Raw genomic sequence first — 26,145 nt, 5'->3', positions numbered from 1 at the left:
GCCATGCGGTTCAACGCGTGCGGTCTCGGACGTCAGCCGCGGTAGGTCTCCAGGAGGCGGAGCCAGATCTCGCTGATGGTGGGGTAGCTGGGGACGGCGTGCCACAGGCGGGAGATGGGGACCTCGGCGGTGACGGCGATCGTGGCGGAGTGGAGCAGTTCGGCGACGCCCGCGCCGACGAAGGTGACGCCGAGGAGCGTCTCGCGGTCCAGGTCGACCACGGCGCGGGCGCGGCCCTGGTAGCCGTCGGCGTACAGGGCGGCTCCGGCCACGTTGCCGAGGTCATAGTCGACCGCCCGGACCCGGTGTCCCTGCCGGGTCGCCTCTTCCAGGGTGAGTCCGACGGAGGCGGCTTCGGGGTCGGTGAAGACGACCTGCGGCACGGCCCGTTCGTCCGCGGTCGCCACGCTGCGTCCCCAGTCGGCGGTGTCGAGGGGGCGACCGGCGGCGCGGTCGGCGATCACCGTGCCGAAGATCCGGCCCTGGTACTTGCCCTGGTGGGTCAGCAGCGCGCGTCCGTTGACGTCCCCGGCCGCGTAGAGCCATTCGCCGGGCACGCCGGTCGCCAGCCCGGTGGAGTCGACCTCGATCGGCCGGCCAGCGGCGAGTCCGACGGTCTCCAGGCCGAGGTCGGTGGTGGCGGGCGCCCGCCCAGTGGCGAACAGGACCTCCTCGACGGTCACCGTGTCACCGCCGTCCAGGGTGAGCGTGACCGGTCCGTCGCGGTGGACGGCGGTGACGGACGTGCCGAAGCGAAGGTCGACCCCGGCCGCGCGCAGTGCGTCGGCGACCGCCTCTCCGGCGAACGGCTCCATCCGCGGCAGCAGCCGCGATCCGCGCACGAGTTGGACGACCTCGCTGCCGAGTGCCCGCCAGGCCGTGGCCATCTCGCACGCGACCACGCCGCCGCCGATGACGGCGAGCCGTGGCGGGACCTGCTTGGACGAGGTCGCCTCTCGGCTGGTCCAGGGGCGGACGTCGGCCAGTCCCGGCAGGTCGGGCAGGGCGGCGCGGGTGCCCGTGCACACCGCGACGGCGTGACGGGCGGTCAGCACCCGCCGTCCGCCGTCGGGGGTCTGCACCACGACGCGCTTGGGCCCGTCCAGCCGTCCGTGGCCGCGGACCAGCACGAGTCCGGCGCCGTTGAGCCAGTCGACCTGGCCGTCGTCCTTCCAGTGCGAGGTGAACTCGTCCCGGCGGGCGAGCACCGCCGCCGCGTCGATCCGTCCGCCGGCCGCCTCGCGGGCGCCGGGCAGCCGCCGCGCGTCCGCCAGCGCGGCGGCGGGGCGCAGCAACGCCTTGCTGGGCATGCACGCCCAGTAGGAGCACTCGCCGCCGACCAGCTCGCTCTCCACGATGGCCACGCTGAGCCCGCCGGCGTGCGCCCGGTCCGCCAGGTTCTCCCCGGTCGGCCCGGCCCCCAGCACCACGACATCGAACTCGTCCATCACGCCCGCCCTCCGAACAGCACAGTCCTGTCTCCTGCATCCTTCCGGACTCCGGGGCCTCCAGTGACCGGCCACGCTGCGACGGGCGCCACGAACAGGCCGACGCGCGCGGCCATGGCTCTTTCTCGCATGCCGTCGTGTCCGCCCTGAGGCTTCCCGACCGCCGTCGTCCGGGCGGGTTCTAGGCGACCGGACCCTCAGGCCGGTCTTCCTGGCCGTCGGCCTCGGCCTGGCCCGACTCGACCGCCGGCTCGGCGTCCTCGCCGCCGAGGGCCGCGGCGGGGACGCGGTTGCGCCCCTGGAAGCTGCGGTACGGACCGGGGTACCGCGACGGTTGCGGCGGATCGTCGCTCATGGCGCTCCTTGCCTCCTGAGGTCGGGGGAGGGCGCACCCTCCGCTGCGCTTATCGGTCGGGGATCCGCCCGGCGGACTGCACCCGGTGCCGGGACCGGGACGCCGGTCACTGCTGCGAGGGAAGGCGGACGACGGTGACGAAGAAGTCGTCGATCTGGCGGATGGCGTCGATGAACCGGTCGAAGTCGACGGGCTTGGTGACGTAGGCGTTGGCATGGAGCCGGTAGCTGCGCAGGATGTCCTCCTCGGCGGAGGAGGTGGTGAGGACCACCACCGGGATCGCGGCGAGGCCGGGATGCGACTTGATCTCTTCGAGGACCTCGCGCCCGTCGCGTTTGGGCAGGTTGAGGTCCAGCAGGACCAGGTCGGGGCGCGGCGCCGCGGCATGGTCGCCGCGCCGGTACAGGAAGTCCAGGGCCTCGGCGCCGTCCCGTACGACGTGCAGGGCGTTGCCCACCTTGTTGTGCTCGAACGCCTCGCGGGTCATCAGCTCGTCGCCGGGGTCGTCCTCCACCAGCAGGACGGTGATGGGCTGGACGGTGGTGGTCACGAACCGGCTCCCTGGAGGTCGCTGACGGATGAGGAAGGTGCGGCGGCGGACGGTCCGTCCGGCGATGCCGCGGGGTCGGAGGTGAGGACGGTCTCCGACGGGGTGTCCTGGCCATCGGCGTCCTGCCCGGCGCCGGATCGGTCGAGGACGGGGAGGGTGAAGTGGAAGCGGGCGCCGTCCGGGCGGTCGGGATCGAGCCAGATCCGGCCGCCGTGATACTCGACGATCTTCTTGCACAGGGCCAGGCCGATGCCGGTGCCGGTGTAGGCGTCCCGGCCGTGCAGCCGCTGGAAGATGACGAAGATCTTCTCCTGGTACTCGGGCGGGATGCCGATCCCGTTGTCGGTGACGGTCAGATGCCACCGGTCGTCCTCCCGCTCGCAGGCGATGCGCACGACCGGGTCGCGGCCGGGGGAGCGGAACTTGACGGCGTTGCCGACGAGGTTCTGCCACAGCATCGTCAGCAGCGTGGGGTCCCCGGTGACCTCCGGCAGGTCGTCCGGGGCGTCGACGCGGGCGCCGGACGAGGTGAGGGCGTCGTCGAGGTTGGCCAGCGCCCGCTCCAGCGGCTCGCCCAGCGGGAGCGTCTGCTGCTGCTGGTGAAGGCGCCCGACGCGGGAGAAGGCCAGCAGGTCGTTGATGAGCACCTGCATGCGCTTGGCGCCGTCGACGGCGAAGCCGATGTACTGCCGGGCGCGGTCGTCGAGCTGGTCGGCGTAGCGGCGTTCCAGCATCTGGCTGAACGACGCGACCTTGCGCAGGGGCTCTTGCAGGTCGTGGCTCGCGACGTACGCGAACTGCTCCAGTTCGGCGTTGGAGCGGCGCAGCTCCACGGTCTGGGCGTCGAGTTCGGCGGTCTGGCGCTGAAGGGTCTTCTCGCGTTCGGTGGACTGGTCCAGGGCCCGCTTGATGCGGCCGCGCATGGCCTCGACGGCGCGGGCGAGGTCCCGGACGTCCGCGGGCCCGTGCGCGCCGATGACGTGGTCGAAGTCGCCGTCGGCGACCCGGCGGGAGGACAGGCGCAGTATCCGCAGCGGGCGGCCGACCGCGTAATGCAGGAGTACCGCCAGCAGTCCCGCGGTGACCAGCAGCACGGCCAGCAGCCCGGCGAGGATCCAGTTCCGGACGGTGCGGGTGCGGTGCAGGTCGGCGCGGCCGTCGGCGCGGGCCTGGGCGAGGTGCCGGTTCTGGGCCGCCCAGGTCGCCCGCACCGCGTCGAAGGCGCTCTTGCCGCGGGCGGCGGTCGCCGACGCCCGCGGCCCGGGGCCGTCCCGGGCGACCTGCGCGATCACCACGGTCCCGTGGTCGCGGCGCCACGCCTCGATGGCCCGCTCCGTCGCCGCGAGATCGTCGCGCGGGCGGGGCTCGCCGGCCAGCAGCTCCTGAAGCCGCAGCACCGATCGCCGCTCGGTGGCCAGCCCGTCGGTATAGGGCTGCAGGAACCGGCGGTCACCGGTCAGCGCGTAGCCCCGCACGCCGGTCTCCTGGTTGAGCATGGCCATCTGCATCCGGTCGGCCTCGACCTGCGCCGGCGCGATGGTGACCACCAGCCGGTCCGAGGCCCGCGCGGTCCGCCCGAGCGCGCTGTGCATCACCACGGCGGCCGCGACGGTCAGCACGGCGATCACCGCCCCGGCCAGCACGAACCACGCCCGGACCGTCAGACCGCGGCGCGACGGCCCCGCGCCCTCCGGCCCGTCCCCGGCGGGACGCCGGCGAGCCGGCCGTTCGGCCGGCGGCCCTCCGCCCGCATGGGGCCCCGGAGGCGCGGCCGCCGGGGCGGTCTCCGGCGGCGGGGGCAGGTCGGTCATCGGGTGTTCCATCCCAGGTGAATGACGGCGACGTCGTCGGCGAGGCCGCCGTGCCGCAGCGAGGCCGCCTCGACGTCGGCGATCAGCGCGTCGACGAAGCCGTCGGGCCCGAGGTCGTGGTGGTGCCGTGCGATCCGCAGGAGCCCGGTCATGTCCAGCCGCTGCCCCTCGGCGTCGATCTCCCCTTCGAACAGCCCGTCGGTGAACAGCACCAGCCCGTGACCCGGCGGCAGCGGAACCTGCTGCTCGTGCCAGCTCTCGAGGCCGGGCGCCATGCCGACGCCGAGCCCGCCGGGCGGCTCCACCAGCCGGACGTCGCCGGGGGCGTGCACCAGGAAGCCCGGGTGGCCCGCACGCACGACCCGTGCCACCGGCCGGTCGGGGGACAGGGTGACGGTGGTGAGGGTGACGAACATCTCGGTGCCGTCATGCTCGCTGAGCAGCAGTTCCTCCAGCAGCTCCACCAGCCGCGGCCCGCGCGTCCCGGCCAGCACGAACGCCCGCCACGCCACCCGCAGGGCGACTCCCAGCGCCGCCGATCCCGGGCCGTGCCCGGCCACGTCGCCGATCACCGCGTGCACGAGGCCGTCGGCGGTCTCCACCACGTCGTAGAAGTCGCCGCCGAGCAGCGAGTGCGCTCGTCCCGGCCGGTACCGGGCGACCACGCCGAGCCGGGGGTCGCTCACCCTCGGGGTCGGAAGCAGGCCGTGCTCCAGACGCTCGTTCTCGGCGGCCCGCATCTGCTCCGCCTGGAGCGCCGCGACCGCCTCCTGCACCTGCCGCCGCTGCACGGCGTAGCGGATCGCCCGTCCGAGCCGGTCGGGCTCGAGCCGCCCCTTGGACAGGTAGTCCTGCGCACCGGCGGCCACGGCGGCGATTCCCGCCTGCGCTTCGGCGAGCCCGGTCAGCACCACCACCGCGGAGCCCGGCGCCCACTCCAGCACCCGTTCCAGCACTTCCAGGCCCTGCTCCGGGCCCAGATGCAGGTCCAGTAGGACGCAGTCGGGCGCGGGCTCGGCCGTCAGCGGACCCTCGGCCTGCGCGAGGGAACGGACCCAGTGCAGCGACACCTCGAGCCCCGTGTCGGCCAGCGTGTCCTCGACCAGCAGCGCGTCCCCGGCGTCGTCCTCGACCAGCAGTACCCGCAGCGCACCCGGGGCGGAGACGTCACCGTCGGCCACGACGAGGCCCGCGGTGGCAGGGGAGGGCCGCGCCTCCTGGGGCCCGGGCGCAGGCGGCTGGAAGGAAGCAGCCGTGGTGAACCGGTGCGACATCGGCCACCCCCCGTCCCACCCGATCCGTAGTTCCGTGTTCGCTCAGCGACACCGCGGCGATATTACTTGCCTTATGACAAATATGCACCTCTTGCACTGTTCTGCTATGTCCATGGCCGGGTGACGCCCGCCACGCCTTCGCCCTGGGACCTGCCGAGGTCCGTGAACGCGCGCACGCCTGGTTCGGCCCCGCCGGGAGGTCGGGGCCGAACCAGGCGTGCGGCCGGACGCGCCACCTGGCGGGTGTCAGTCCTTCTCGGCGTCGCGGGGGATCCGCTCGAGCAGGCCGCGGAGGTCGTCGGCGTGCTCCTCCTCCTGGGCGAGGAGGTCTTCGAAGACGCGCCGTGTCGTGGGGTCGCGGTCGCCGAGCCACTGGATGATCTCGGTGTAGGACGCCACGGCGACGCGTTCGGCGACCAGGTCCTCCCTGATCATGTCGATCAGTCCCGTGCCCGCGTCGTAGCCCGCGTGGGATCGCGTCGTGAGCGTGTCCGGGTCGAAATCGGGCTCGCCGCCGAGCTGGACGATGCGGTCGGCCAGCTTGTCGGCGTGCTGCTGCTCCTCCTGCGCGTGCTCCAGGAACTCCGCCGCGACCGGTTCCGAGTGCAGCCCGGTGGCGGTGTAGTAGTGCCGCTTGTAGTGGAGCGTGCACACGATCTCGGTGGCCAGGGCCTCGTTCAGGACCTGCAGGACGCGGTCGAGGTCGGCGCCGTAGGCGTCGGTGACCGGCCCTTTGTCGATCTCCTGCCGGGCGCGCCTCCTGAGCGTCTCGATGTCGGTGAGGAATTCCGCCACGAACGACGACCGCCTTTCTGGGCTCGCCGGCACCATGCCGGCGGCACTCGTATGGGTGATGGAGGGCGGCCGGTCCGACGCGTTTTCGCGCGGACCGGCCGTCAGCCTTCTCGGAGCTTTCTCCGGGGGTCTACCAGCGGTACCAGCGGCCGCGCCTGCCCGACGGCCCGGTGCTGCGGGCCAGGAATCCCACCAGCCAGAGGACCAGCACGATCGCGGCCACGATCCAGAGCAGCTTCAGGGTGAAGCCGAGACCGAACAGGAGCAGGGCCAGGAGCAGGACCAAAATCATCAACCAGGGCATCGGGGGTGCCTCCTCTTCTCGTTGTCTGCGCCCCGGCATGCCCGTTAATGGACACTTGATGCGCGACAAACATCACAGGTCGAACACGCCCCCCACCTCGTGGACCGCCTGGGGGGCGTGATCGGTTCCCGCTGGTGAACGCCGCCGCAGGAGGGCGTCAGGTCGTTCCGATGTACTGGTGGTCGGTGCGGATGCGGCCGTCGTCGTCGAGGGTGATGACGTCCAGACCCCCGCCCACGACCTGGCGCGTGGCGACCGCGACCATCGACCAGCGGACCGCGAGGACGTTGGGCAGAAGGACGGTGGCCTCCTCGGCGACCTCGAAGACGTGCTCGCCCGGTGCGACGAACATGTCGTAGGCGCGGGACACCCGGGCGTTCAGGCCGTCGTGGCCGCGGACCTCCAGCGGTGGGATGGGGAAGGCCAGGCCCGCGGCGGCTTCGCGGATCTCCTGCGGCGGGTCGACCAGGACCTGGATTCCGTCGGGCGCCCACAGTTCCCGGATGAGGGCCTGCCGGGTCGCGGGGTTGGGCTCGTTCCACTGCGCGAGGTAGCGGTCGGACCATTGCTTGAGTTCGAGTGCTTCGCTCATGCGCAGCAGTGTGCGGCTCCGGCCTGCGAGGACGCGATTCCCCGGAGGGAATGACGGCGCCGCGTTGCAGGGGTGGACGCGGCGCGCCCGAAAAATTACCATCTGGTCGGTGTTCGCGACCGGCGGACGCCTGCGGGAACGGATGCGCGACCTCCGGGACCGCCGACCGGGACCCCACGTCCGGGCGAAGCCGACGTACGGCGAAGGAGGCGGCGTGAGTCCAGCGAGGCCGCGCGGACCGTACGCCAAGACGGCCGCCCGGCGAGCCGACATCATCCGTGCCGCGCGCGACGGCTTCGCCGAGCGCGGTTTCGCCCAGTCCTCGCTCCGCGACATCGCCGAGCGGGCGGGCATCACCCACACCGGCCTGCTGCATCATTTCCGCACCAAGGACGAGTTGCTCGCCGCCGTGCTCGCCCAGCGCGACTCCGAGGAATGGGAGCGCGGCTCGGCGGAGGTGCCGGACGTCGAGGCCGTCGGAGAGTACTTCGGCGAGTTGCTCAGGGAGCATCAGCGGGCACCCGAACTGATGCGCTTGTGGGCCGAACTCACCGTCGCGGCCTCGCGGCCCGATCACCCCGCCCACACCTATTTCGTCGACCGCTACGAACGGGCGCGCGCCCGTACCGCGCGGATGATGAGCGAGCGCCTGCCGTCCGGCCGGCCGGCGGAAGGAGAGACCGCCCCCGACACGGCGGCGATGATCTTCCATGCCGTGCTGTACGGGTTGCAGGTGCAGTGGCTGCTGAACCCGCGGCTCGACATCGGCGAGGCTTTCGAACACTGCCTGCACCTCCTGCTGCCCGCCCGATCCGCATCGACCGCCCATTCCTCATCACCCCCGTCAGTGTCGGACGCGTAATCTCCGGCTGAATTCGGAAACCGATATTAGAGCCGCATCACTGGACCGCGATCTGAGCGCGGCCCAGCCGTAACGCTGCTTTTATGAGAATGAAATTCTCTTATTTGAAGAGTCCAATTAGGCACCTTCTGTCTGCGTGACCACCCCACTTTGGAGGCCGTACTCAAATGAGAACCGTTCGACGCGGCACCGTGTCGCGGGCGCTCCTTGCCGTTCTCGTCGTCGGCGCGATGACGATCAGCGGCGCGGTGTCGCCCGCGACGGCGGCTCCCGATGGGCGCGCCACCGGCGCCGCTCACGGCCGGGCCGTTCCACCAGCGCCCGAGCCCGAGCCCGTCAAGGTCGACGAGCTGCCGCTCCCGCCCGTCGCACCGTCCACCTCGGCGGGCTCGTGCACCCCGGCGATCAACCCGCACGGCACCGGGTGCATCGGCAAGGCGACCAGCATGCAGTCGGGAGACTTCCTGCCCGACGGACACCACGTCCTCGCCACGGTGGGCTTCACCGGCGCGCCTGCCGCGCCCGACCCCGCCGCCGTGTACACCGGCCAGCAGCTCATCATCGTCAAGACCGACGGGAGCACCTTCCCGAACGGCGACGCCTGGAAATGCGTCACCTGCGGGGTCCCCGACGCCAACGCGGTCGGCCGCAGCCCGGCGATGGACTACCCGCAGGCGTTCAGGGACGGCAGGCGCGCGCTGGCCGGCACCAACATCATCGACTGCGCCCCCTACCGGCTCACCAGTACCGCCTGCACTGCGGACCGCGTGCACATCTATCCGATCCGCTGGAACGTCACCGCCGACGGATCCGGTGCGGGCGGCGGCATCCGCGAGCTGCGGCTGCACCCCGACAACGTGCACCTGGGCTTCAACGCCGCCACCGTCACGAACGGCAAGCTCAACCAGTACGGCTACTTCGCTCGGCTGGAGTTCGACCCCGCGCCCAAGACCGGGACCCCGCTGGCGCCCCGCTATGACCTGGTCAAGGTGACCCGCCTGTTCGACCCCGCCCCGAGCAGGCAGCCCGTCACCGTCGACCCGCGCCACCCCGGCCGCCTGAAGATCAACCCGCAGGCCGTCTCGGTCGGCGAACTGCGCGGCTTCTCCGGCACCGGTGACGAGGTCTCCTACATCGGCTACCCCGACGAGTCGTCCAACATCGACGTCTTCGCCGCGAACCTGCGCACCGGCAAGGTCCGCCGCCTCACCAGCAACCCCGAGTACACCGACCCGATCGCCATCTCACCCGACGACGACTGGACCGTCGCCATGGACACGCGCGGCTCGAACCGCCAGATGTTCCTCGCCGCGATGCGCGCCGTCCCGCCCGTCACCGACCTGATCACCACCAGCGCCGTCTCCTCCACCCGCAACAACGGGGACCGGCGCTTCTTCCAGCCCTACCTCATCGACCGGTACGGCGACCGCGGCGCCTACCAGGGCCAGCGGATCAACGCCGCCGGCCGGAACGCCCCTTCGGCGAGGGCCCGCCCTCCCGACGACAGGAAGGGCGGGCCCTCGGCGCCCGCTGCTCGATCGGTCCTCAGGAGGTGCGGGTCGTGACCGCGGCGACGGCGCCGCCGTCGACCAGCAGATCGGCGCCGGAGACGAAGGAGGCGGCGGGGCCGAGCAGGAACTCGGCGGCCGCCGCAATGTCGGCGGGGGTGCCGGCCCGCTTGGCGTTGGAGGCGTCGATCATCATCCTCATGCCGGCGCCGTGCTCGCTGTCGAGTTCGGCCTGGCCCATGGGAGTGGCGATCACGCCGGGGCTGATGGAGTTGATCCGGGCGCCCCGGGCGCCCCAGGTGGTGCTGGCGGCCTTGACTCGCAGCCGGTTCGCGTACTTGGCGAAGGCGTAGGCGGCCCCGCTGTCGGCGAAACCGGCGGCGTCGCAGATCGGCAGTGACGGCAACCGGTCGGCCGGGGTGGTGGCCAGCTGCAGTTCCTGCTCGCGGGGGAGGGGCGGATGGAAGTGGCCGGCCATGCTGGCGATCACGATCCCGGCGCCGCCGGACGCGACGACCTCGCCGAACTCCTCCAGGACCAGCGCCACGCCCAGCAGGTCGACCGCCAGGATCGCCGGCACCGGCGCCTGCACGGGCGACAGCCCGGCGGTGTGCACCACGGACACCACGGGCCCCAGCGAAGCGGCCCGCTCGGCCAGCGCGGCGACCGCCTCGCGCGAGGACACGTCGACCTGCTGAGCGGTCACCCGATATCCCTCGCCGGCGAGTTGCCCGGCGACCGTGTCCAGGATCTCCTTGCTGTGGTCGGCCACCAGGACGTGAGCGGCCGGACCGATGCGCCGGGCGATGGCCTGGCCCATGCCGCCGACTCCGATGACCACCGCGACGGGCTGCGTCATGTTCTCCTCCGGGCTCGTGCGGGTGCGCCTGCACTACGTCCCGAGAATAATCCATCACCTGTCGGTTAACCGACAGGTGATGGAGACTTGTAGGCTGAGCGTGTGGCCGACCATCCGTCCCAGGACCGCCGCGCGCGTCGCAGCCGCGCGGCGCTGAGAGCCGCGCTGCTGGACCTCATCACCGAACGCGGCCTGAACCGGATCGCGGTGTCCGACGTCACCAAGCGCGCGGACGTCAACCGGTCGACCTTCTATGAGCACTACAGCGACGTCCACGAACTGGCCGCCGACGCCTGCACCCGGATGTTCGACGAGCTGATCGCCGCCACACCGGTGCTGCTTCCCGACGGGACCCCTCGGGAACGGGACCGGGGACGCGCCGCCTTGACCGGTGTGCTGGCCCACATCGCCGAACGCGCCGACCTGTACCGCGCCCTGCTGGGGCCCGACGGCAGCGCCCGGGTGGCCGACCACCTGCACCAACGGCTCACCATCGCCGTCCACGTCAACCTCACCCGGCCCGCCGTCGGCACCCACGCGGACGACCCCGTTCGCATCGCTCACGACCCGGTGGCCGCCTTTCTCGCCGGCGGCGTCCTGGGCGTCGCGACCGACTGGCTGCGCCGCGGATGCCCCGGCACCCCGGAACAGCTGAGCGCCGCCCTGATGGCCTGCTTCGCCGGCCTCACTTGAGGGGGCGGCGTTCCCCGGCCGGCCGCTTCCGTCGCGGACCGTGGTGCAGTGATCGCTTAACGTGGTGACGTGGGGGATGAAGAGCAGATCATCGCGGTGGCGACCCGGCCGTTCGCGGAGCTGGGGTTCGACTCGACCGGAATCGACCTGATCGCCGACGCGGCGGGCGCGGGCGGGTCGAGCCGCGCAGCCCCGACGCGGTCGAGCGCTTCCGCGACTACCTGCACGTCCTCACCGACCGCATGATCGCCCCGGCGGCCGCCCCCTGACGCCAGCAGGCGCCTGTTCTCCGGGCGGAACGCGGTACCCGACGGTCCGTCGCGCCGCCGGGCGCTCGCCGCGCCGGAGGCGGGCCTCCCGCTCGGTACGATCGGGCGCGAGGAGGATGACTGGATTGGTCGCCCGGAACAAGGCTGGAGCCGAGCCGAGAGTCCCGTTGAGCAGGGAGCGAGTGCTGCGGGCCGCCGTCAGGATCGCCGACGAGGGCGGCATCCGGGCGCTCACGATGCGCCGGCTCGCCGAAGAGGTCGGGGCCGAGGCAATGTCGCTCTACTACCACGTCGCCAACAAGGAAGAGGTCCTCGACGGCATCGCGGATGCCGTGGTCGAGGAGATCAACGACGTGGTCGGCCGCATCGACGTCCCGTCCCAGGGCGCCGGCTGGAAGACGGCGGTGCGCCGCCGGATCCTGTCGGCCCGCGAGGTGCTTCTCCGCCATCCCTGGGCGCCCGGCGTCTTCGAGTCGCGCACGACCATGAGCCCGGCGGTCCTGCGGTATCACGACGGCCTGGTCGGCCTCATGCGCGACGGCGGCTTCTCGAACGACCTGTGCCACCACGCCCTGCACGCCCTGGGGAGCCGGGCGCTTGGCTTCACCCAGGAGCTGTTCGACCCGGGTGACGCCGCCGGCGGCGATGACGCGTCCGCGCTCGAGGGCATGGCCGCCGAGCTGCCGCATCTCGTCGGCATGTTCATGGAGGTCGCGCACGACGACCCCGGTTCCACGCTGGGCTGGTGCGACGACCAGACCGAGTTCGAGTTCGGGCTCGACGTGATCCTCGACGGTCTCGACCGGCTGCGCTGACGGACCGACACCCCGCTGCCCCTTGACCGTCTTACGCCGTAAGACTTACCTTACGACGTACGACTTACAACGTACGAAACGACCCCTCCACGAAGGGACCGTCATGAAGGCGTTCGTCGTCCGTTCGTACGGATCACCCGATGTCCTGGAGCTCGCCGACGTCGACCGGCCCGTGCCCGCTGACCGTGAGGTGCTCGTCCGGGTGCGCGCCACGTCCGTCCAGCCCTACGACTGGCACCACATGAGAGGCGAGCCGTACGTCGCGCGGCTGATGCCGGGCACGCTCGGCCTGCGCGCACCGAAGATCGGCGTGCTGGGCGCGGACGTGGCGGGGCACGTGGAGGCGGTCGGCCGGAACGTGACGGCCTTCCGTCCCGGGGACGAGGTGTACGCGCTGGTCGCGCAGGGCGGCTTCGCCGAGTACGTGTGCGTCCCGGAGGACCGGCTGGCACCGAAACCGAAGAACCTGTCGTTCGAGCAGGCGGCGGCGGTGCCTCTGGCGGGCGTCACCGCACTGTACGGCCTCTGCGGCCAGGGGCGGATGCGGTCCGGACAGCGCGTCCTCGTCAACGGCGCCTCCGGGGGCGTCGGGACGTTCGCCGTGCAGATCGCCGCCGCGCTCGGCGCGACGGTGACCGGGGTCTGCGGCACCCGGAACATGGACCTGGTCCGTTCGCTCGGCGCGGACCAGGTCGCCGACTACACGGTACGGGACTGCACACGGCTCGGCCCGCCCCACGCCCTGCTGCTGGACGTCGCCGGAGGCCGCTCGGCGTGGGCATGCCGACGCGCGCTGACCTCCAAGGGGACCTACGTCGCCGTCGGCGGGCCGCGAGGGCGGTGGCTGCAGCCCGCCGGTCACGTCTTCGCGGCGGTCGCGATGTCGCCGGTCGTCTCCCAGCGGATGGTCATGGCCGACGTGTACGCCTGTACCGAGCACAAGCAGAGCCTGATGACGCTGACCGAGCTCATCGAGGCGGGCAAGGTCACTCCGGTCATCGACCGCGGCTTCTCCTTCGAGGACATCCCGGCGGCCGTCGCCTACCAGGAGAACGGCCACGCCACGGGCAAGGTCGTCATCGAGGTCCGGTGACCGATCGGCCCAAGGGCGACCGGCGAGGGGAAGGCGGCCGGCCTTCGCCCCCGCCGGGCGCGCGGGTCCTTCTAGTTCGGTGTTCGGGCGGCGACGCGGGTCGCGAGCCACTGGTCGATCTCGTCGCGCACGGTCACCAGGTCGTAGGTGCGCTGGTCGACGTTGTCGGCGCGCAGTTCGAACACCGGGATGCCGGCGCGTTCGAGCGTCTCGGTGACGAACCAGCCGCTGCGGGCGTCCTCGCCGACCAGGTGCACGACGCCGTCGACCTGGTGCAGGCGGGCCTCCTTGAGGTACCACTCGGTCGACCACGGCGGCCGGTAGAGCTGGTCGGAGAAGGCGGCGAAGCGGGCGGCGAGGGCGCGCATCGGGTCGTCGCCGTGGCGGATGTAGCCGTCGGCGGCGATCGCGAGGTACATCGACCAGACGAACACCGCGCCGTGGCGTTCCTCGAAATGGCGGTAGAAGTCCATGTCGTACCAGAGGCCGCGGCCGATCCACATCAGCCGGAGGCGCTCGCCGGGGCAGGCGGCCTCGCCGGCGGCGACGCGTTCGGCGACCTCGTCGTGGAAGCGCTTGGCGGCGTCGCGGGCCCAGACGGTGCCGCGGTGCCATTGGGGGATCATGACGCTGGAGATGCTGTCGTCGACGCGCAGCGGGACGGGGCGCGTGCGGGCGATGAGGTCGCGGGTGCGGCGGTTCCACTCCTCCTGCTCGTTGACCAGCGCCATCACCTCCCGGAAGCGCGACTCGCGGAAGACGCGGCCGGTCGTGGTCTCCAGGAAGCGCACCAGCCCCTCCAGTTCGGAGACCATCAGGTCGAGGCGGGCGGCGCCGACGGCGGTCTCCCACTGCGCGGGCATGAGGTCCCACCAGTTGACCGGGACGGTGTCGGCGGCGGCGCTCTCCAGCGGGTAGTACGCGATGCCGTCCTGCTCGTCCCAGATGTCGAACAGCTTGCGGGAGGCGTCGCCGGTGGTCTCGCCGAGGACGATCGTGGGGCGCGGCAGCCCGCCCCACGGCGGGTCGGGGACCTCCGCGAACGCGGACGCCAGGGATGTGGCGCTGTACTGCTCGGAGTAGTCGGGGTAGCCGTGCTCGCGGAGGGTCCGCAGGTACTCGCCCGTGCGCTGCTTGGCGGCCACGACGGACGCCCACCACTGGTTCACCACGTACGGGATGCCCATCGTCCGGAAGATCTCCTGCGGGGCGTCGGCGTTGACCAGGGCGAGGGGCTCGCCTCCGGCGACGGCCTCGCGGAGTCCGGCGAACCATTCCCGCTGGTGGCGGGCGGCCTCCTCGGAGGAGGTCAGGAGCTTGTTCCGCCGGGCCATCAGAGGGCCTCTCCCTTCGGGTGGGCGCCGCCGAGGGCGCCGGTGATGAGGGGCAGGGCGTCGTCGCCGAGTTCGCCGTAGCGGCGGTGCTCGAGGATCACCGCGGGCACGCCGACCGCCCTGCGCTGGGCCGGGAAGTCCCAGGCGGGGGCCTCGTCCATGGCGCGGACGTAGCAGACGAGCAGGTCGGGGCGCGACCGTTCGGCGATGGCGGCGGTCTGGCGGGCGCGGGCCTGGATCGACGACCGCGCGGAGGTCGGTCCCCGGTACTGGTACCGCTCGGCGAGCGCGTCGAGGGTGGGCTCGCCGACGAGGGGATCGGCGAGCGCGTCGCCCCAGTCGTGGTCGTCGGCGACGATCACATGGCCGGCGTCCTCGATCGCCCGGTACACCGCGGGGCCGTCATGGGCGCTGCCGGTGAGGTAGATCCGCCGCCCGTCGTGGCGGGGCAGGCCGGCCTCGGCGCACAGGAGCCGGTCGAGCAGCCCCGCGTGGTCCCCGGCCGGGAGCGCGGCCCCGGCGCCGATCGCGATCAGCGCCTCCTCGCCGCGCAGCGCGGGACGCTCGGCGGTGCGCAGCCGCCGCAGCGCGCGCATCATCCGCCGGGCCTCGTCGTGCTGATGGACGGCCTCGGCGAGGTCGCCCTCCCCGATGCGCCGTCCCGACCAGCGTTCGAGCAGTTCCTTGGTCTCGGCGAGCCGGACGCGGTTGTAGCGGGTGGTGGTGCGGTGCGGCAGGTGCAGGACGTCGACGAGATGCGTGCGCGGCAGAGCGGGCTCGACGCCGAGCCGCTGCAGTTCGCGGACGGTGTAGAACAGGCGCAGCGAGCCCGCGCAGTCGTTGGAGACCAGCAGCAGGTCGAGGTCCGGTTCGCCGCGCAGCAGCCCGGCCAGGATGGAGCGGGACGCGGGGTCCAGGCCGGTGCCGAGGTAGTGGTCGGCGAGGGCCTGGTCGCGGCCGGGGTCGCCGGCGAGCCGCACCGGCAGCGCGCCCGCGGCGGTGACGAGCTCGACGGGGACGTCGGCGCCCACGCAGCCGACGACGGGCGCGCCGGTCGCCCGCCACCGCCGGATCGCGGCGGCGCGGTCGTCGTAGGCGTCGCGCAGCTCCTCGAGCGCGGCGGGGACGGCGCTCACAGGACGCCCTCGTCGGCGAGCGCGGCCAGGCGCTCGGCGGAGTAGCCGAGCAGCCCGCCGAGCACCTCCTCGGTGTGCTGGCCGAGATGGGGCGCCGGGCGGTCGAGGCCGGCGCCGGAGACGGAGAACGTGATCGGGACGCCGGGGCCGAGCAGTCCGGTCGGGCCGTGGTCGGGGTGGACGAGCTCGACGACCTCGCGGCGGGCGAGGACGGAGGCGTCCCGGACGGCCTCGGCCGGTTCGCGCACCTCCGCGGCCGGCACGCCGTGGGCGGCGAGCCGCTTGACCACCTCCGCCCGGGGCAGCCCGGACGTCCAGGACCGGATCATCTCGTGCAGGTCCGCGGCGTTGCGGACGCGCCGGTCACGGGTGGCGAAGCGGTCGTCGCCGGCCAGGTCGGCACGTTCCATCGCGGCGAAGACGCCGCGGGCGAACGCGTCGGTCGGGCCGCACAGGGCGATCCAGCCGTCGGACGCGGGGAACACGCCGAACGGCGCGAGCCGCGGCACCATGGCCCCGGTGCGGGCCGGCAGCCCCATCGCCTCGAAGGCGTCGAACGGCTCGCACGACAGCAGGGAGGTGAGCGCGCCGAGCATCGACACGTCGACGTGCTGGCCCTCGCCGGTGCGGTCGGCGTGCAGGACGGCGGCGAGGGTGCCGACGACCGCGTAGAGCGGGGCGAGCAGGTCGCCGACGGGCAGGCCGAACCGCACCGGGGGGTCGCCCGGCTCCCCGGCCGTCATCATCACGCCGCTCAGCGCCTGGATGATGGTGTCCATCGCCTTGCCCGTCCCGGACCCGCCGCCCTGGGCGCCGAACCCGCTGATCGAGGTGTAGACGATCCGGGGGTTGGCCTCCCGCGCGGCGGAGTAGCCGACGCCGAGCCGGTCGGCGGTGCCGGCGGCGTAGTTCTCGACCACCACGTCGGCGTGCCGGACCAGGTCGGCGAAGACCTCGCGGCCCTGCGGCCTCTTGAGGTCGAGGGTGATGCTCTTCTTGTTGCGGCCGCGGGCCAGCATCGACACCGACATGTCGCGCGCGTCGTCGCGGGCGGCGGCCGGGCCGTCCGCGCCGGCGTAGGGGGAGTTCCCGCGCGAGCTGTCCCCGCCGGTCGCCGGATTCTCGATCTTGATGACGGTCGCGCCGAGGCCGGCCAGCAGCAGCGTGGCGTAGGGGCCGGCGAGCGCGGTCGTCAGGTCCAGGACGGTCCTGCCGTCCAGCGGTCGTGCCGTCATCGTGCGCCCCCGTTCACGCCGGTCAGCTCGATCTCGGTGTCGCCGCGCCACCGCGTCGCGGTGTCGAGGCCCGCCCGTCGGCCGATGCCGTCGATGTAGCCCGCGACGTCCTCGCCGCCCTCGTCGCGGCGGCGCGGTACGGGACGTCCGCGATCGTCGATCCAGCAGGGCACGTACCCCGCGCCGGTGATGCCGGATGCGCCGAAGCGCAGGGTCGCGATGGCGGTGTTCCGGCTCTCCGGGTGGAACGGGTAGAACGGCATGTCCGGATCGGGCGCGAACCCGTACAGCTCGACGCGCCGCCGTGCCCACGCTTCGATCTCGGCGCTGTCGCCGCCGGTCGGCGTGAGCGCGCGGGTGACGGTGACGAAGTTGCCGAGGCCGTGGTAGATCGGGCGGCCGCGGTACACCTCGATGCCGCGCATGATGTGCGCGTGGTGCCCGACGACCGCGTCCGCGCCCGCGTCGATCGCGGCGTGCGCGACGGGCCGCTCGTACATGGCGATCGCCGCCGGGGTGTGGCCGACGCCCTTGTGGAAGGCGACCACGACCGCGTCGGCCTCCGTGCGGGCGGCCCGCACGTCGTCGGCGAGCCGGTCGAGGTCGTCGGGCTCGGCGAAGGTGTAGATGCGCGGCGGCCCGCCGGGGCTCGCGTGGTCGAGTTCGTAGTGGGTCAGGACGTGCACGTACGCGCATCCGGCCTTGGCGGACGTCGCCCACGACTCGCGCGGGCCGACGCAGTTGTAGCTGAGCACCGCCACCCGCACCCCGCCGCGTTCGACGACCGCCGGGCGGCGGGCCGCCTCCAGGTTCGGGCCCGCTCCGGTCGTGGCCAGGCCGTTGGCCTCCAGGTGCCGGATCGTGTCGGCGATGCCGCTCGCGCCGGCGTCGTAGACGTGGTTGCCCGCGAGGGTCGCGACGCCGAACCCCGCGCCGGGCAGCGCCGCCAGGGCGGCGGGGTCGGCGGGCGGAGCGGGCACGTCGGTGCTGGTCCGCTCGGTGGAGTCGGTGTGCGGGACCTCGATGTGCGCGACCGCGACGTCCGCGCCCAGCAGGGTCTCGCGCGCCGGGTCGAAGAACGAGGCGGGGCCGGGCTCGTCGAGGATGACGTCGCCGACGGCCATGACGGTGATCTCCGCGCTCATGCGCCGGCCCCGGCCCGGGTCGCGGCCAGGGGCTCGGCGACGCCGTTCAGCTCGTCCACGAACACGCGCACCTCCCGGACGAGCCGCTCCGGGCTCTCGGTGCCGATGAAATGGCCCTCGTCCTCGAACAGGACGGCCTTGGCGCCCGGCACCGAGCGAGCGGCGCGCAGTGCCGACTCCGGCGAGATGACCCCGTCGCGCATCGCCGCGAGGATCAGCACGGGGACGCGGATGCCGCGCAGAACCCCGGCCAGGTCCTCGTCGGTCCGCGCGTCCGGGAACGGCTTGCCCTGGTTGATGAGGATCTCCCGCTCCGGCTGGGCGAGGTACTGCTCGACCCTGCGGGCGATCTGCTCCTCCCGGGCCGCGCGGCGCACCGGGTCGCCGGTCGGCCCGTACATGATCCGGAGCTGCTCGGCGACGATCTCGGGGGAGCGGCGGTTCTCGATCATCCGGCGGCGCCCGGCGGAGGACGCGGTGCCGCCCTCGCGGTCGTGCGGGGTGCCGACCACCGAGATCAGCGCCTTCAACCGCTCGGGCCGGCGGGCGGCGATGTGCCAGCCGATGCCGCCGCCGTGGGAGATCCCGGTGTAGATGAACCGGTCGGCTCCGAGGCGGTCGGCGAAGGCGCAGACGTCGTCGGCCCACTGGTCGAGCCAGCCCTGCGCGGGCGGCTCGTCGGGGTGGCTGGACCGGCCGTAGCCGCGGGCCTGGATCGTGTACACGTGGTAGCCGGTGGGCGGCGCGGCCAGGCAGGCCGGATAGGCGTCCGGGTCGAAGGTCATCGCGGACGACAGGACGACCTCGTCCCCGTCGCCGTACTCGTCGTAGTAGAGGTCGGCGTCCGCTATCTCCATCACGGGCATGGGGAGCTCTCCTTGTCGTCGCGCCGGTGGTCCGGCGTCGACCGTGGTTCGGTGCAGGCGAGGAACAGCCGGATCTGGTCGATCAGCGGCTCCGGCTCCTCGTCCAGAAGCGTGGCGTGGCCGTGGTCCTGGAACAGGGCGAGGCGGGCGCCGGGGACGGCCGCGGCCGCCCGCAGGTTGTCCTCGGGCCGGCAGAGCCGGTCCTGGATCCCGCCCGCGATCAGGACCGGGATGTCGATGGTGCGCAGCGCGTCGGCGACCTCGGCGTCGGTGCGCAGGTGGGGGAGGGCGACGCCGGGCCGCGGCAGGGCGTCCGGGGCGAGCGACTCCAGGCCCTTCAGGTAGGACTCGCGTGCTCTCTCGCGCCGCCGCAGCCTGACCGGGTCGGACGTGGGCGGCCGCATCGACGCGAAGACCTCCTCGGCCAGCCGCCGGTCGCGGACGGCGGCCTTCCGCCGCTCCCATCCGGACGGCGGCCGGGACTCGCCGCCGCGGCCGTGCGGCGCGCCGACGACCGAGACCAGCGCCCGCAGGCCCCGCGGGCGGTCGAGCGCCAGGTGCCAGCCGACGACCGCGCCGTGCGACGCCCCGGCGTAGACGTAGTCCGTCTCGCCGAGGGCCTCGGCCACGCGGGCGACGTCCAGTGCCCACCGCTGGTACCAGCCGTCGCCCAGGTCCTCGTGCGGGCGCAACGTGCCGTCGGTCCCGCGGAGCTCCAGGGACAGCACGTTCCAGCCCGGAGTCCCGGCGAGCATCCGCAGCCACGGCGGACGGGCAGGGCCGCCCGGTCCCTGGTGCGCCGCGATGACCGTTCGCGCGCCGTCGCCGAGCCGCGCCCAGCGCAGGTCGGCGCCGTCCACCGGCAGCACGCCCTCGGCCGCCGGCGCCGTGCGGCGGGTCATGGCGCCAGCTCCTTCATCAGCCGGTCGCGGACGCCCCCGGCCGCGCTGTCGACCGTCGACACGATGCGCCCGAGCTTGAGGACGGCCACGCGGTCGGCGACCCGCAGGCTGAGGTCGACGTTCTGCTCCGCCATGAGCAGGGACGTGCCCCGCCGCTCCCGCTCGGCCCGCAGGACGTCGCCGACCGTGTCGACGACGCTGGGCTGCAGGCCGTCGCTGATCTCGTCGATGATCAGCAACCGCGGTTCGCGGAGCAGCGCCAGGGCGAGCACGAGCATCTTCTGCTCCCCGCCGGACAGCGTGCCGGCGGTCTGCCAGAGCCGCTTCTCCAGCACCGGGAAGTAGGCGAGCACCTCCTCGCGGCGCTCCGCCTTGTGACCGCGGCGGGCGTGCATCGTGGCCGCCTGCAGGTTCTCCGCGACGGTCAGGTCGGCGAACAGGTTCCCCTCCTGGGCGGCGTAGCCGACGCCGAGGCGCACGATCCGGTGCGGCGCGCGGCCGGTGATGTCGGCGCCGCCGACGCGGACCGCGCCGGCGGCCCGCCCGGCATGGCCCATGATCGCCTTGAGCAGGGTCGTCTTGCCCATGCCGTTGCGGCCGACGACCGCGAGCGCCTCGCCGGGGGCGACGTCGAACGTGACGCCGTGGATGACGGTCGCGGCGCCGTACCCGGCGTCGAGGTCCCGGACGTGCAGGTCGAGGGTGTCCGCGGTTGTCGCGCTCATCGGACCGCCGTCCCGAGGTAGGCGCTGCGCACGACCTCCGAGCCCCGGACGGTCTCGGGCGGGCCGTCCTCGATGACGCGGCCGCCGTGCAGGACCACGACGCGGTCGGACACCCGGATGACGAAGTCGAGGTCGTGTTCGATGAGCACGACCGCGATCCCGATGTCGCGCAGATGCTCCAGCACCTGTCCGATGTCGTGGCGCTCGTGGGCGGTCAGGCCGGCGGTGGGCTCGTCCAGGATGATGACGCGGGGCCGCGCCGCGACGGCCATCGCCACCTCCAGGCCCTGCCGCAGGCCGTGCGAGAGATCGGACGACAGGGTGTCGGCCCGCCCGTCCAGCCCGGCGATCCGCACGATGTCGACCACGGCCGGGGCGACCTCGACGGTCGCGCTGCGCCGCCAGGGCGAGGGCGGCGCGCCGCGCCGGCCGGCGAGCAGCAGCGCCTCGGCCACGGTGAGGCTGGCGAAGACCGACGGGATCTGGAACTTGCGCCCCACGCCCGCGCGGGCGATCTGGTGCGCCGCCGGGCGGTCGCCGAGCCGGTGCCCCGGCAGGAGGTACTCGACATCGCCCTGCGACCGCAGCCGCCGGTCGGTGACGACGCTGGTCAGCGTGGACTTGCCGGCGCCGTTGGGGCCGACGACGCACAGCAGTTCCCCGGCGACGACGTCGAGGGTGACGCCGTCGAGCACGCGCAGGGACCCGTAGCCGAACACCAGGTCGCGGATGCGGATCAGCGGCCGTCCGCCGCCGGGCTCCCGGGCGGGCCGGTCGGGCCGGGCGGGCGCGGCGACGACGGCGCGGCCGCGCGGCGGGTACCGGCGGGAGAGCAGCCGCCCGGCGAGCCGGACGAGCGGGCCGATGAGCCCGCCGGGGACGAACACCACGACGGCGATCAGCAGCGCGCCCTCGATGATCGTCCACTGGGCGGGGAAGTGCTCGTTCAGCTTGGCGCCGGCGAGGCTCATCACGATCGCGCCGATCATCGGCCCGACGATGGTGGCGCGGCCGCCGACGGCGACCCACACCAGCATCGAGGTGGCGAGCGTGAAGCCGAACTGGCCGTCGTTGGCGACGCCGGTCATCATCGCGAACACCGCCCCGGCGAGCGCGGTGACGGCGGCGCCCGCCGTGAACACGCCGATCTTGACGTTGACGTCGTTGTAGCCGAGGTAGCGGGCCCGCGGCGCGTTGTCGCGGACGGCCCGCATCAGCAGCCCGAAGTCGCTGCGCACGACGACCAGCGCCACCGCGACCGTCACGGCCAGCAGCGCGGCGGTGATGTAGTACCAGCCGAGCGGGGTGACGTCCTGCAGGTTGAAGCCGAACAGCCCGTTCTCGCCGCCGCCGAGCGCCGGGGTCTGGTCGTAGACGGTGACGGCGGCCGTGGCGAGCGCGAGCGTCACGACGACGATGTAGAAGTCGTTCGAGCGGCGCGACGACAGGCACAGCCGCGCGACGATCGCGGCCAGCGCGGTGGCGGCGACGACCCCGGTCAGCGTGCCGAGGGCGTAGCGTCCGAACGAGCCGTGCACCTCGGTGACCAGCCCGACGTCGGACAGCACCGTGGTGGCATGGCCGACCGACAGGGCGCCGATGCCGAACCAGAGGGCGTGCCCGAGGTCGGGGACGCCGGCGTACCCCCACACGAAGTCCAGGCTCACCGCGACGATCGCGTACAGGAACGCCTGGGCGAGGAGTTGCTGGTAGTAGGTGCCGGTGAGGTACGGCGCCACCAGCACGACCACGGCTGCCGCCGCCGTCGCGACGACGACCGGCCTAGACATGGGCCCTCCTGAACCGCCGCACGTCGATGCCGTCCGGCAGGAGGCCGAGCACGACGACGGCCACGGCGATGACCGCGACGGTCGCGTACGCGGGCTTGGACCAGTAGGCGAACCCGACCTGCACGACCGACAGGGTGATGCCGGAGATGACCAGGCCGTGCAGCGTCCGGCCGGACATCATCACCGCGAGGAAGGCGGGGATGAGCAGGTTGCCGGCGAAGTTCGGGTCGATCCCGGAGATCGGGCCGAGCAGGACGCCGACGAACCCGGCGAGCGCGCAGCCGAGCACGAACGTCGCCTGCCGGACCAGCAGCGTGTTGATGCCGCTGTCCTCGGCGAGGTCCGGGTCGGCCATGCACATCCGCACCCGGAGCCCGACGCGGGTGAAGCGGGTCAGCGCCCACATCGCCGCGACCAGCAGGACCGCGGCCGCCACCAGCAGCACCCGGTACTTCTGCCAGGTGGTGCCGAACAGGTGGAACGAACCGTGCAGCGGCGTCGCCATGACGCGGCTGTCCGGGCCGTACCGCAGCGTGATGAGCTGGGTCAGGATCAGCGACAGGCCCCAGGTCGCGAGCATCGTCTCCAGCATCCGCTCCCGGACGCGGCGCAGCAGCAGCGTCTCGGCGGCGGCGCCGATCAGGCCGGCGAGCACCGCGGCGGCGAGCGCCCCCGTCCAGAAGCCGAGCCGCGGCCCGACCTCCAGCCCGGTGTAGACGCCGACGGCCATGAAGCCCGTCTGGGCGAGGTTGACGATGTGCATCAGGCCCAGCACGATCGCCAGCCCCATCACGACCAGCAGCGTGGTCGCGCTCGTGTTGATCATGCTGATGAGGACGGTCATGTCGTTCCCCGCCCGCTCACTGCCGGCACCCGACGGACGGGTCCGCGGACGGGACGGTCTGCAGCACCGACGAGGCGGCGCCGTCCGCACCGACCTTCCAGATCCGCATCGGCATCGTGACGTAGCGGTTCGCGCCGGCCGTGAGCGTGCCGCTCGGCGTCTCGGCGCTCGCCGACGACAGGGCCTTCCCGATGGCCGCGGACGTCGGCTTCGCGCCCTTGGGCAGGCCGTCGAGCGCCTTGCCGACCAGCGTCATCCCCTGGTAGCCGAGGATGGCGTCTCCCGGGTTCACCTTCGGCGCCGTCGCCTTGAGCGCCGCGACGTAGGCGGTGTTGGCGGCGTTCTGCGCGGACGGGTCGTAGGGGCCGGCGTAGACGACGCCCCCCGCCGCGGAGCCGAGCGCCCGGGCGGTCTTGGTGACCATCTGCATGTCGCCCTGGACCAGCTTCTTCGTGCCCGCGTTCGCGGCGAACTGCTTGTGGTAGGTGATGTTGTCGCCCGCGACGACGGCGCTGAACACGGTGTCGGCGCCGGACGAGACGATCTTGGAGACGTCCGGCGAGAAGTCGGAGGTGCCGAGCGGCTCGTAACCGGTGCCGACGACCGTGCCCCCGCCGGCCTCGACCCGCGACTTCACGATGGCGAAGGTCGCCTTGGGCGAGGCCGAGTCGGTGCCCATCAGGTAGAACCTCTTCGAGCCGTGCGCGAGCAGGTACTCGATGAGCGGCAGCGCCGCCTGCTTGGGGGACGGGCCGTAGCTCCACATGTTCGGGAAGCAGAACTCGGTCGCGCCGGTGGCGAACGAGACGTACGGGATCTTTCGGGCGGCGGCGACGGCCCGGCACGCCTGGGCGTTGGCGGCGGGCTGCCCGGCCACGATCAGGTCGACGTGGTCCTGGTTGACGAAGCGCTGGCAGACCTGCGTCGAGGTGGCCGGATCGCTGGCGTCGTCGCCCTTCTTCAGGACGAGCTTCCGGCCGCCGGACTTCTCGTGGACCTTGACGGCGCTCTCGACGCCGCCGGTGAAGCCCCCCGCGTAGAGCGCGGCGGTCCCGGACAGCGGTGCGATGTAGCCGATCTTGATGGTCGAGCCGTCGCCGCCCGCCTCGCTCGTCCCGCACGCGGTGAGGGGAAGCAGCAGCGCGGCGGTGGCCGCGCCGAGCGTCCGCGCGCGGGACGTCGGTGGACGGGACGACGGCGTGGAGAGGGTGGGCGGACGGCTTCTCCCGGTGTTGGCGAACATCCGGGTACCTCCTTGGTGACACGACGCCGCGTAGGGCGCGAAGGAGTGCGTGGGGTGGGTGCCGATGCCGTGGACGTCACCGCCGTCACGGCATGCGGGAAGGGGCGGCGCATGCGCATGGTGCGCCGCGTCGTGCGGGTGGGTCAGAGGGATGGGCGATGCCCGCGGGGGGCGGGCGTGAGGCGGCCTCGGCGGCCGGTCACCACCAGACGTCGCGGTGGGCGTCCTCGACCACCTCGACGAGCCGGGCGACGGACGGTGCCTCGAGGTCGTCGAAGCGCAGCGGCCGGCCGTCCCGGTGGGCGCGGACGGTTCCCAGTGCCAGGTCGGCGAACTGGGCGGTCACCGCGTCCAGGCCGAGCGAGCCGTCGGCCTTGTACCACTGGGTGACCAGCGTGGTCGAGCGCATGAGCGCGATCCGCGCCAGCGACGCCGAGCCGAAGGTGAACACGCCCTCCGCCCGGCCGCGGGTGAGGACGCCGGTCCACAGCCGGTTCGTGTGCGCGCGCTGGCGGCTGATCGCCGGATGGTCGGACCAGTCGCGCGCGTGCAGTTCCTGCTGCAGCAGCTGGCCCATCTGCGGATGCTTGACGGGGATGATGATGTGGACGCCGATCAGGGCGGCGAGCTGCTCCTCCGGACGGTCGACGATCGCGCAGGCGTTCTCCAGCGCCTGGCCGTGCCTGCTGAGCCCCTCCAGGACGAGGTCGCTCAGGGCCTCGTCCTTGGAGCTCAGGTAGTGGTAGAGCATCGAGGTGCTCACGCCGGCGTGCGCGCCGATCTCGCGGATCCCGGTCGCGTGGAACCCCTTCTGGGAGAAGAGCTCCAGCGCCGCCTGCGAGAGCCGGACGCTGGCGGGCGCGTCGTCCGCGGTCCGGCGGCCGCGCCGCCCCCGTGCCGCCCCTTCGCCGTTCCCGCTCATCCGGCCTCCTCGATGCGCTGCGGACGTCAGTCGATCGATCGGTCGATCGAACTGTTGCGCCCGACCGTACCTATCGATCGATCGATCGGTCAATACCTCCGACCAGGAGATCCGCAGACGAGGATGCGGGTCAGGCGGGGGGTGCGGTCAGGTGGGCGTGCGGGTCAGGTGGCCGTGCGGGTCAGGCGGGGATGCGGAGGGCGAGGACGGCGACGTCGTCCTCGCCGTTGGGCTCCATGCGTTCGATGAGCCGGTCGCACAGGTCTCCGACGGGCAGCCGGGCCAGGTGGGCGCTGTGGCGGCGCAGCCCGGTGAGGCTGTCGGTCAGGTCGGTGCCGCGGGCTTCGACGAGGCCGTCGGTGTAGAGCAGGAGCGTCGACAGCGGCGGCAGATCGCGGGCGCCGTCGGGGCGGCCGTCGTCGAGGCCGGGGCTGCCGAGCAGCATTCCGTGCTCGTCGAGGAAGGTCGTGCCGCCGTCCTGGGTGATCAGCAGCGGCGGCGGGTGGCCGGCGTTGCACCAGCGCAGATGCCAGTGGCCGTCGTCCTTGTGGACGCGGGCGAACACGGCGGTGGCGAGTTCGGCGTCGCTGACGGCGTCCATCACCGCGTCCAGGCGCTCCAGGACGGTGCTGGGGGGCGCGGCCGGGGCCCACGCGAGGGCCCGCAGCATGTTGCGGACCTGCGCCATGCGGGACGCCGCGTGCAGATCGTGGCCCACGATGTCGCCGATGACCAGCCCGGTGGCCCCGCTCGCCAGGGGGAAGGCGTCGTACCA

Annotated in this window: 27 protein-coding genes; 6 read left to right on the top strand and 21 right to left on the bottom strand. The window is 73.0% G+C overall.

Going from position 1 to position 26,145, the window contains the following annotated elements:
- Positions 1–32: 32 nt before the first annotated feature.
- The 8 genes from J4557_RS23635 to J4557_RS23600 form a co-directional block, all read right to left on the bottom strand.
- Entirely contained in the window at positions 33–1,448 is a 1,416-nt protein-coding gene (locus J4557_RS23635; protein WP_243776248.1) for a dihydrolipoyl dehydrogenase family protein, read from the bottom strand.
- Between the two features lie 181 nt (positions 1,449–1,629).
- Positions 1,630–1,803: a hypothetical protein gene (locus J4557_RS23630; RefSeq protein ID WP_208268919.1), complete on the bottom strand. Its 174-nt coding sequence runs from the start codon at positions 1,801–1,803 to the stop codon at positions 1,630–1,632.
- 106 nt (positions 1,804–1,909) lie between these two features.
- A complete protein-coding gene (locus J4557_RS23625) occupies positions 1,910–2,353 on the bottom strand; it encodes a response regulator (protein ID WP_208268918.1) in 444 nt (147 codons plus the stop codon).
- Entirely contained in the window at positions 2,350–4,164 is a 1,815-nt protein-coding gene (locus tag J4557_RS23620) for a sensor histidine kinase (RefSeq protein ID WP_208268917.1), read from the bottom strand. The genes J4557_RS23625 and J4557_RS23620 overlap by 4 nt, the downstream gene beginning before the upstream one ends.
- Positions 4,161–5,345: a PP2C family protein-serine/threonine phosphatase gene (locus tag J4557_RS23615; RefSeq protein ID WP_307800158.1), complete on the bottom strand. Its 1,185-nt coding sequence runs from the start codon at positions 5,343–5,345 to the stop codon at positions 4,161–4,163. The genes J4557_RS23620 and J4557_RS23615 overlap by 4 nt, the downstream gene beginning before the upstream one ends.
- A 339-nt stretch (positions 5,346–5,684) precedes the next feature.
- Positions 5,685–6,233, bottom strand: coding sequence for a ferritin-like domain-containing protein (locus J4557_RS23610; RefSeq protein WP_307800156.1), 549 nt, complete (start codon positions 6,231–6,233; stop codon positions 5,685–5,687).
- A gap of 130 nt (positions 6,234–6,363) precedes the next feature.
- Positions 6,364–6,537 (bottom strand): DUF5670 family protein, encoded by a 174-nt coding sequence (locus J4557_RS23605; protein WP_243776247.1) that lies wholly within the window; start codon positions 6,535–6,537, stop codon positions 6,364–6,366.
- 157 nt (positions 6,538–6,694) lie between these two features.
- Entirely contained in the window at positions 6,695–7,129 is a 435-nt protein-coding gene (locus J4557_RS23600) for a hypothetical protein (RefSeq protein WP_208268914.1), read from the bottom strand.
- 214 nt (positions 7,130–7,343) lie between these two features.
- Between J4557_RS23600 and J4557_RS23595 the strand changes: the two genes are divergently transcribed.
- Positions 7,344–7,991: a TetR/AcrR family transcriptional regulator gene (locus J4557_RS23595; protein WP_208268913.1), complete on the top strand. Its 648-nt coding sequence runs from the start codon at positions 7,344–7,346 to the stop codon at positions 7,989–7,991.
- 167 nt (positions 7,992–8,158) lie between these two features.
- The gene (locus J4557_RS23590) at positions 8,159–9,556 is read left to right on the top strand and encodes a TolB-like translocation protein (protein ID WP_208268912.1); all 1,398 of its coding nucleotides are present in this window, start codon (positions 8,159–8,161) and stop codon (positions 9,554–9,556) included.
- Here the strand turns inward: J4557_RS23590 and J4557_RS23585 are convergent.
- The gene (locus J4557_RS23585; RefSeq protein ID WP_208268911.1) at positions 9,537–10,358 is read right to left on the bottom strand and encodes an SDR family oxidoreductase; all 822 of its coding nucleotides are present in this window, start codon (positions 10,356–10,358) and stop codon (positions 9,537–9,539) included. The genes J4557_RS23590 and J4557_RS23585 overlap by 20 nt on opposite strands.
- Before the next feature lie 102 nt (positions 10,359–10,460).
- Between J4557_RS23585 and J4557_RS23580 the strand changes: the two genes are divergently transcribed.
- The 4 genes from J4557_RS23580 (at position 10,461) to J4557_RS23565 (ending at position 13,228) form a co-directional block, all read left to right on the top strand.
- The gene (locus tag J4557_RS23580; protein ID WP_307800155.1) at positions 10,461–11,051 is read left to right on the top strand and encodes a TetR/AcrR family transcriptional regulator; all 591 of its coding nucleotides are present in this window, start codon (positions 10,461–10,463) and stop codon (positions 11,049–11,051) included.
- A gap of 69 nt (positions 11,052–11,120) precedes the next feature.
- Positions 11,121–11,297 (top strand): TetR family transcriptional regulator, encoded by a 177-nt coding sequence (locus J4557_RS23575; RefSeq protein ID WP_208268910.1) that lies wholly within the window; start codon positions 11,121–11,123, stop codon positions 11,295–11,297.
- Positions 11,298–11,487: 190 nt separating this feature from the next.
- Entirely contained in the window at positions 11,488–12,135 is a 648-nt protein-coding gene (locus J4557_RS23570; RefSeq protein ID WP_208268909.1) for a TetR/AcrR family transcriptional regulator C-terminal domain-containing protein, read from the top strand.
- Positions 12,136–12,238: 103 nt separating this feature from the next.
- Positions 12,239–13,228 (top strand): NAD(P)-dependent alcohol dehydrogenase, encoded by a 990-nt coding sequence (locus J4557_RS23565; protein WP_208268908.1) that lies wholly within the window; start codon positions 12,239–12,241, stop codon positions 13,226–13,228.
- 71 nt (positions 13,229–13,299) lie between these two features.
- Here the strand turns inward: J4557_RS23565 and J4557_RS23560 are convergent, their stop codons facing one another.
- From J4557_RS23560 to J4557_RS23505, 12 genes are all read right to left on the bottom strand, one after another.
- On the bottom strand, positions 13,300–14,562 hold the full coding sequence (locus J4557_RS23560) for a 2-hydroxyacyl-CoA dehydratase (protein ID WP_208268907.1): 1,263 nt from the start codon (positions 14,560–14,562) through the stop codon (positions 13,300–13,302).
- Positions 14,562–15,698: a 2-hydroxyacyl-CoA dehydratase gene (locus tag J4557_RS23555; protein WP_307800154.1), complete on the bottom strand. Its 1,137-nt coding sequence runs from the start codon at positions 15,696–15,698 to the stop codon at positions 14,562–14,564. Before J4557_RS23555 ends, J4557_RS23560 begins: the two co-directional genes overlap by 1 nt.
- Positions 15,695–16,933 (bottom strand): CaiB/BaiF CoA transferase family protein, encoded by a 1,239-nt coding sequence (locus J4557_RS23550; protein ID WP_208268906.1) that lies wholly within the window; start codon positions 16,931–16,933, stop codon positions 15,695–15,697. Before J4557_RS23550 ends, J4557_RS23555 begins: the two co-directional genes overlap by 4 nt.
- Positions 16,930–18,078, bottom strand: a complete 1,149-nt coding sequence (locus tag J4557_RS23545) for a CapA family protein (RefSeq protein WP_208268905.1) — start codon at positions 18,076–18,078, stop codon at positions 16,930–16,932. The genes J4557_RS23550 and J4557_RS23545 overlap by 4 nt, the downstream gene beginning before the upstream one ends.
- Positions 18,075–18,944, bottom strand: a complete 870-nt coding sequence (locus tag J4557_RS23540) for an alpha/beta fold hydrolase (protein ID WP_208268904.1) — start codon at positions 18,942–18,944, stop codon at positions 18,075–18,077. The genes J4557_RS23545 and J4557_RS23540 overlap by 4 nt, the downstream gene beginning before the upstream one ends.
- Positions 18,935–19,846 carry an alpha/beta fold hydrolase gene (locus J4557_RS23535; RefSeq protein ID WP_208268903.1) on the bottom strand — a complete coding sequence of 304 codons (912 nt, stop codon included), beginning with the start codon at positions 19,844–19,846 and terminating at the stop codon, positions 18,935–18,937. The genes J4557_RS23540 and J4557_RS23535 overlap by 10 nt, the downstream gene beginning before the upstream one ends.
- A complete protein-coding gene (locus tag J4557_RS23530; RefSeq protein ID WP_208268902.1) occupies positions 19,843–20,571 on the bottom strand; it encodes an ABC transporter ATP-binding protein in 729 nt (242 codons plus the stop codon). Before J4557_RS23530 ends, J4557_RS23535 begins: the two co-directional genes overlap by 4 nt.
- Entirely contained in the window at positions 20,568–22,361 is a 1,794-nt protein-coding gene (locus tag J4557_RS23525) for a branched-chain amino acid ABC transporter ATP-binding protein/permease (RefSeq protein WP_208268901.1), read from the bottom strand. Before J4557_RS23525 ends, J4557_RS23530 begins: the two co-directional genes overlap by 4 nt.
- The gene (locus tag J4557_RS23520) at positions 22,354–23,205 is read right to left on the bottom strand and encodes a branched-chain amino acid ABC transporter permease (RefSeq protein ID WP_208268900.1); all 852 of its coding nucleotides are present in this window, start codon (positions 23,203–23,205) and stop codon (positions 22,354–22,356) included. The genes J4557_RS23525 and J4557_RS23520 overlap by 8 nt, the downstream gene beginning before the upstream one ends.
- A 16-nt stretch (positions 23,206–23,221) precedes the next feature.
- The gene (locus J4557_RS23515; protein ID WP_208268899.1) at positions 23,222–24,448 is read right to left on the bottom strand and encodes an ABC transporter substrate-binding protein; all 1,227 of its coding nucleotides are present in this window, start codon (positions 24,446–24,448) and stop codon (positions 23,222–23,224) included.
- A gap of 199 nt (positions 24,449–24,647) precedes the next feature.
- On the bottom strand, positions 24,648–25,370 hold the full coding sequence (locus tag J4557_RS23510) for a TetR/AcrR family transcriptional regulator (RefSeq protein ID WP_208268898.1): 723 nt from the start codon (positions 25,368–25,370) through the stop codon (positions 24,648–24,650).
- Positions 25,371–25,551: 181 nt separating this feature from the next.
- Positions 25,552–26,145, bottom strand: a 594-nt coding sequence (locus J4557_RS23505) for a PP2C family protein-serine/threonine phosphatase (protein WP_208268897.1), incomplete at its 5' end; no start/stop codon positions are given.

Source organism: Actinomadura nitritigenes (assembly GCF_017573545.1).
In the GTDB taxonomy this organism is placed as follows: domain Bacteria; phylum Actinomycetota; class Actinomycetes; order Streptosporangiales; family Streptosporangiaceae; genus Spirillospora; species Spirillospora nitritigenes.
The sequence above is the reverse complement of the archived record's forward strand: the minus strand, read 5'-3'. Positions and strand labels throughout refer to the sequence as shown.

Excerpts from the sequence above, each read along its gene's own strand:
- J4557_RS23635 (WP_243776248.1), bottom strand. The coding sequence starts at position 1,448 with ATGGACGAGTTCGATGTCGTGGTGCTGGGGGCCGGGCCGACCGGGGAG.
- J4557_RS23630 (WP_208268919.1), bottom strand. The coding sequence starts at position 1,803 with ATGAGCGACGATCCGCCGCAACCGTCGCGGTACCCCGGTCCGTACCGC.
- J4557_RS23620 (WP_208268917.1), bottom strand. The coding sequence starts at position 4,164 with ATGACCGACCTGCCCCCGCCGCCGGAGACCGCCCCGGCGGCCGCGCCT.
- J4557_RS23605 (WP_243776247.1), bottom strand. The coding sequence starts at position 6,537 with ATGCCCTGGTTGATGATTTTGGTCCTGCTCCTGGCCCTGCTCCTGTTC.
- J4557_RS23600 (WP_208268914.1), bottom strand. The coding sequence starts at position 7,129 with ATGAGCGAAGCACTCGAACTCAAGCAATGGTCCGACCGCTACCTCGCG.
- J4557_RS23590 (WP_208268912.1), top strand. The coding sequence starts at position 8,159 with ATGAGAACCGTTCGACGCGGCACCGTGTCGCGGGCGCTCCTTGCCGTT.
- J4557_RS23585 (WP_208268911.1), bottom strand. The coding sequence starts at position 10,358 with ATGACGCAGCCCGTCGCGGTGGTCATCGGAGTCGGCGGCATGGGCCAG.
- J4557_RS23565 (WP_208268908.1), top strand. The coding sequence starts at position 12,239 with ATGAAGGCGTTCGTCGTCCGTTCGTACGGATCACCCGATGTCCTGGAG.
- J4557_RS23560 (WP_208268907.1), bottom strand. The coding sequence starts at position 14,562 with ATGGCCCGGCGGAACAAGCTCCTGACCTCCTCCGAGGAGGCCGCCCGC.
- J4557_RS23550 (WP_208268906.1), bottom strand. The coding sequence starts at position 16,933 with ATGACGGCACGACCGCTGGACGGCAGGACCGTCCTGGACCTGACGACC.
- J4557_RS23545 (WP_208268905.1), bottom strand. The coding sequence starts at position 18,078 with ATGAGCGCGGAGATCACCGTCATGGCCGTCGGCGACGTCATCCTCGAC.
- J4557_RS23540 (WP_208268904.1), bottom strand. The coding sequence starts at position 18,944 with ATGCCCGTGATGGAGATAGCGGACGCCGACCTCTACTACGACGAGTAC.
- J4557_RS23535 (WP_208268903.1), bottom strand. The coding sequence starts at position 19,846 with ATGACCCGCCGCACGGCGCCGGCGGCCGAGGGCGTGCTGCCGGTGGAC.
- J4557_RS23530 (WP_208268902.1), bottom strand. The coding sequence starts at position 20,571 with ATGAGCGCGACAACCGCGGACACCCTCGACCTGCACGTCCGGGACCTC.
- J4557_RS23525 (WP_208268901.1), bottom strand. The coding sequence starts at position 22,361 with ATGTCTAGGCCGGTCGTCGTCGCGACGGCGGCGGCAGCCGTGGTCGTG.
- J4557_RS23520 (WP_208268900.1), bottom strand. The coding sequence starts at position 23,205 with ATGACCGTCCTCATCAGCATGATCAACACGAGCGCGACCACGCTGCTG.
- J4557_RS23515 (WP_208268899.1), bottom strand. The coding sequence starts at position 24,448 with ATGTTCGCCAACACCGGGAGAAGCCGTCCGCCCACCCTCTCCACGCCG.
- J4557_RS23510 (WP_208268898.1), bottom strand. The coding sequence starts at position 25,370 with ATGAGCGGGAACGGCGAAGGGGCGGCACGGGGGCGGCGCGGCCGCCGG.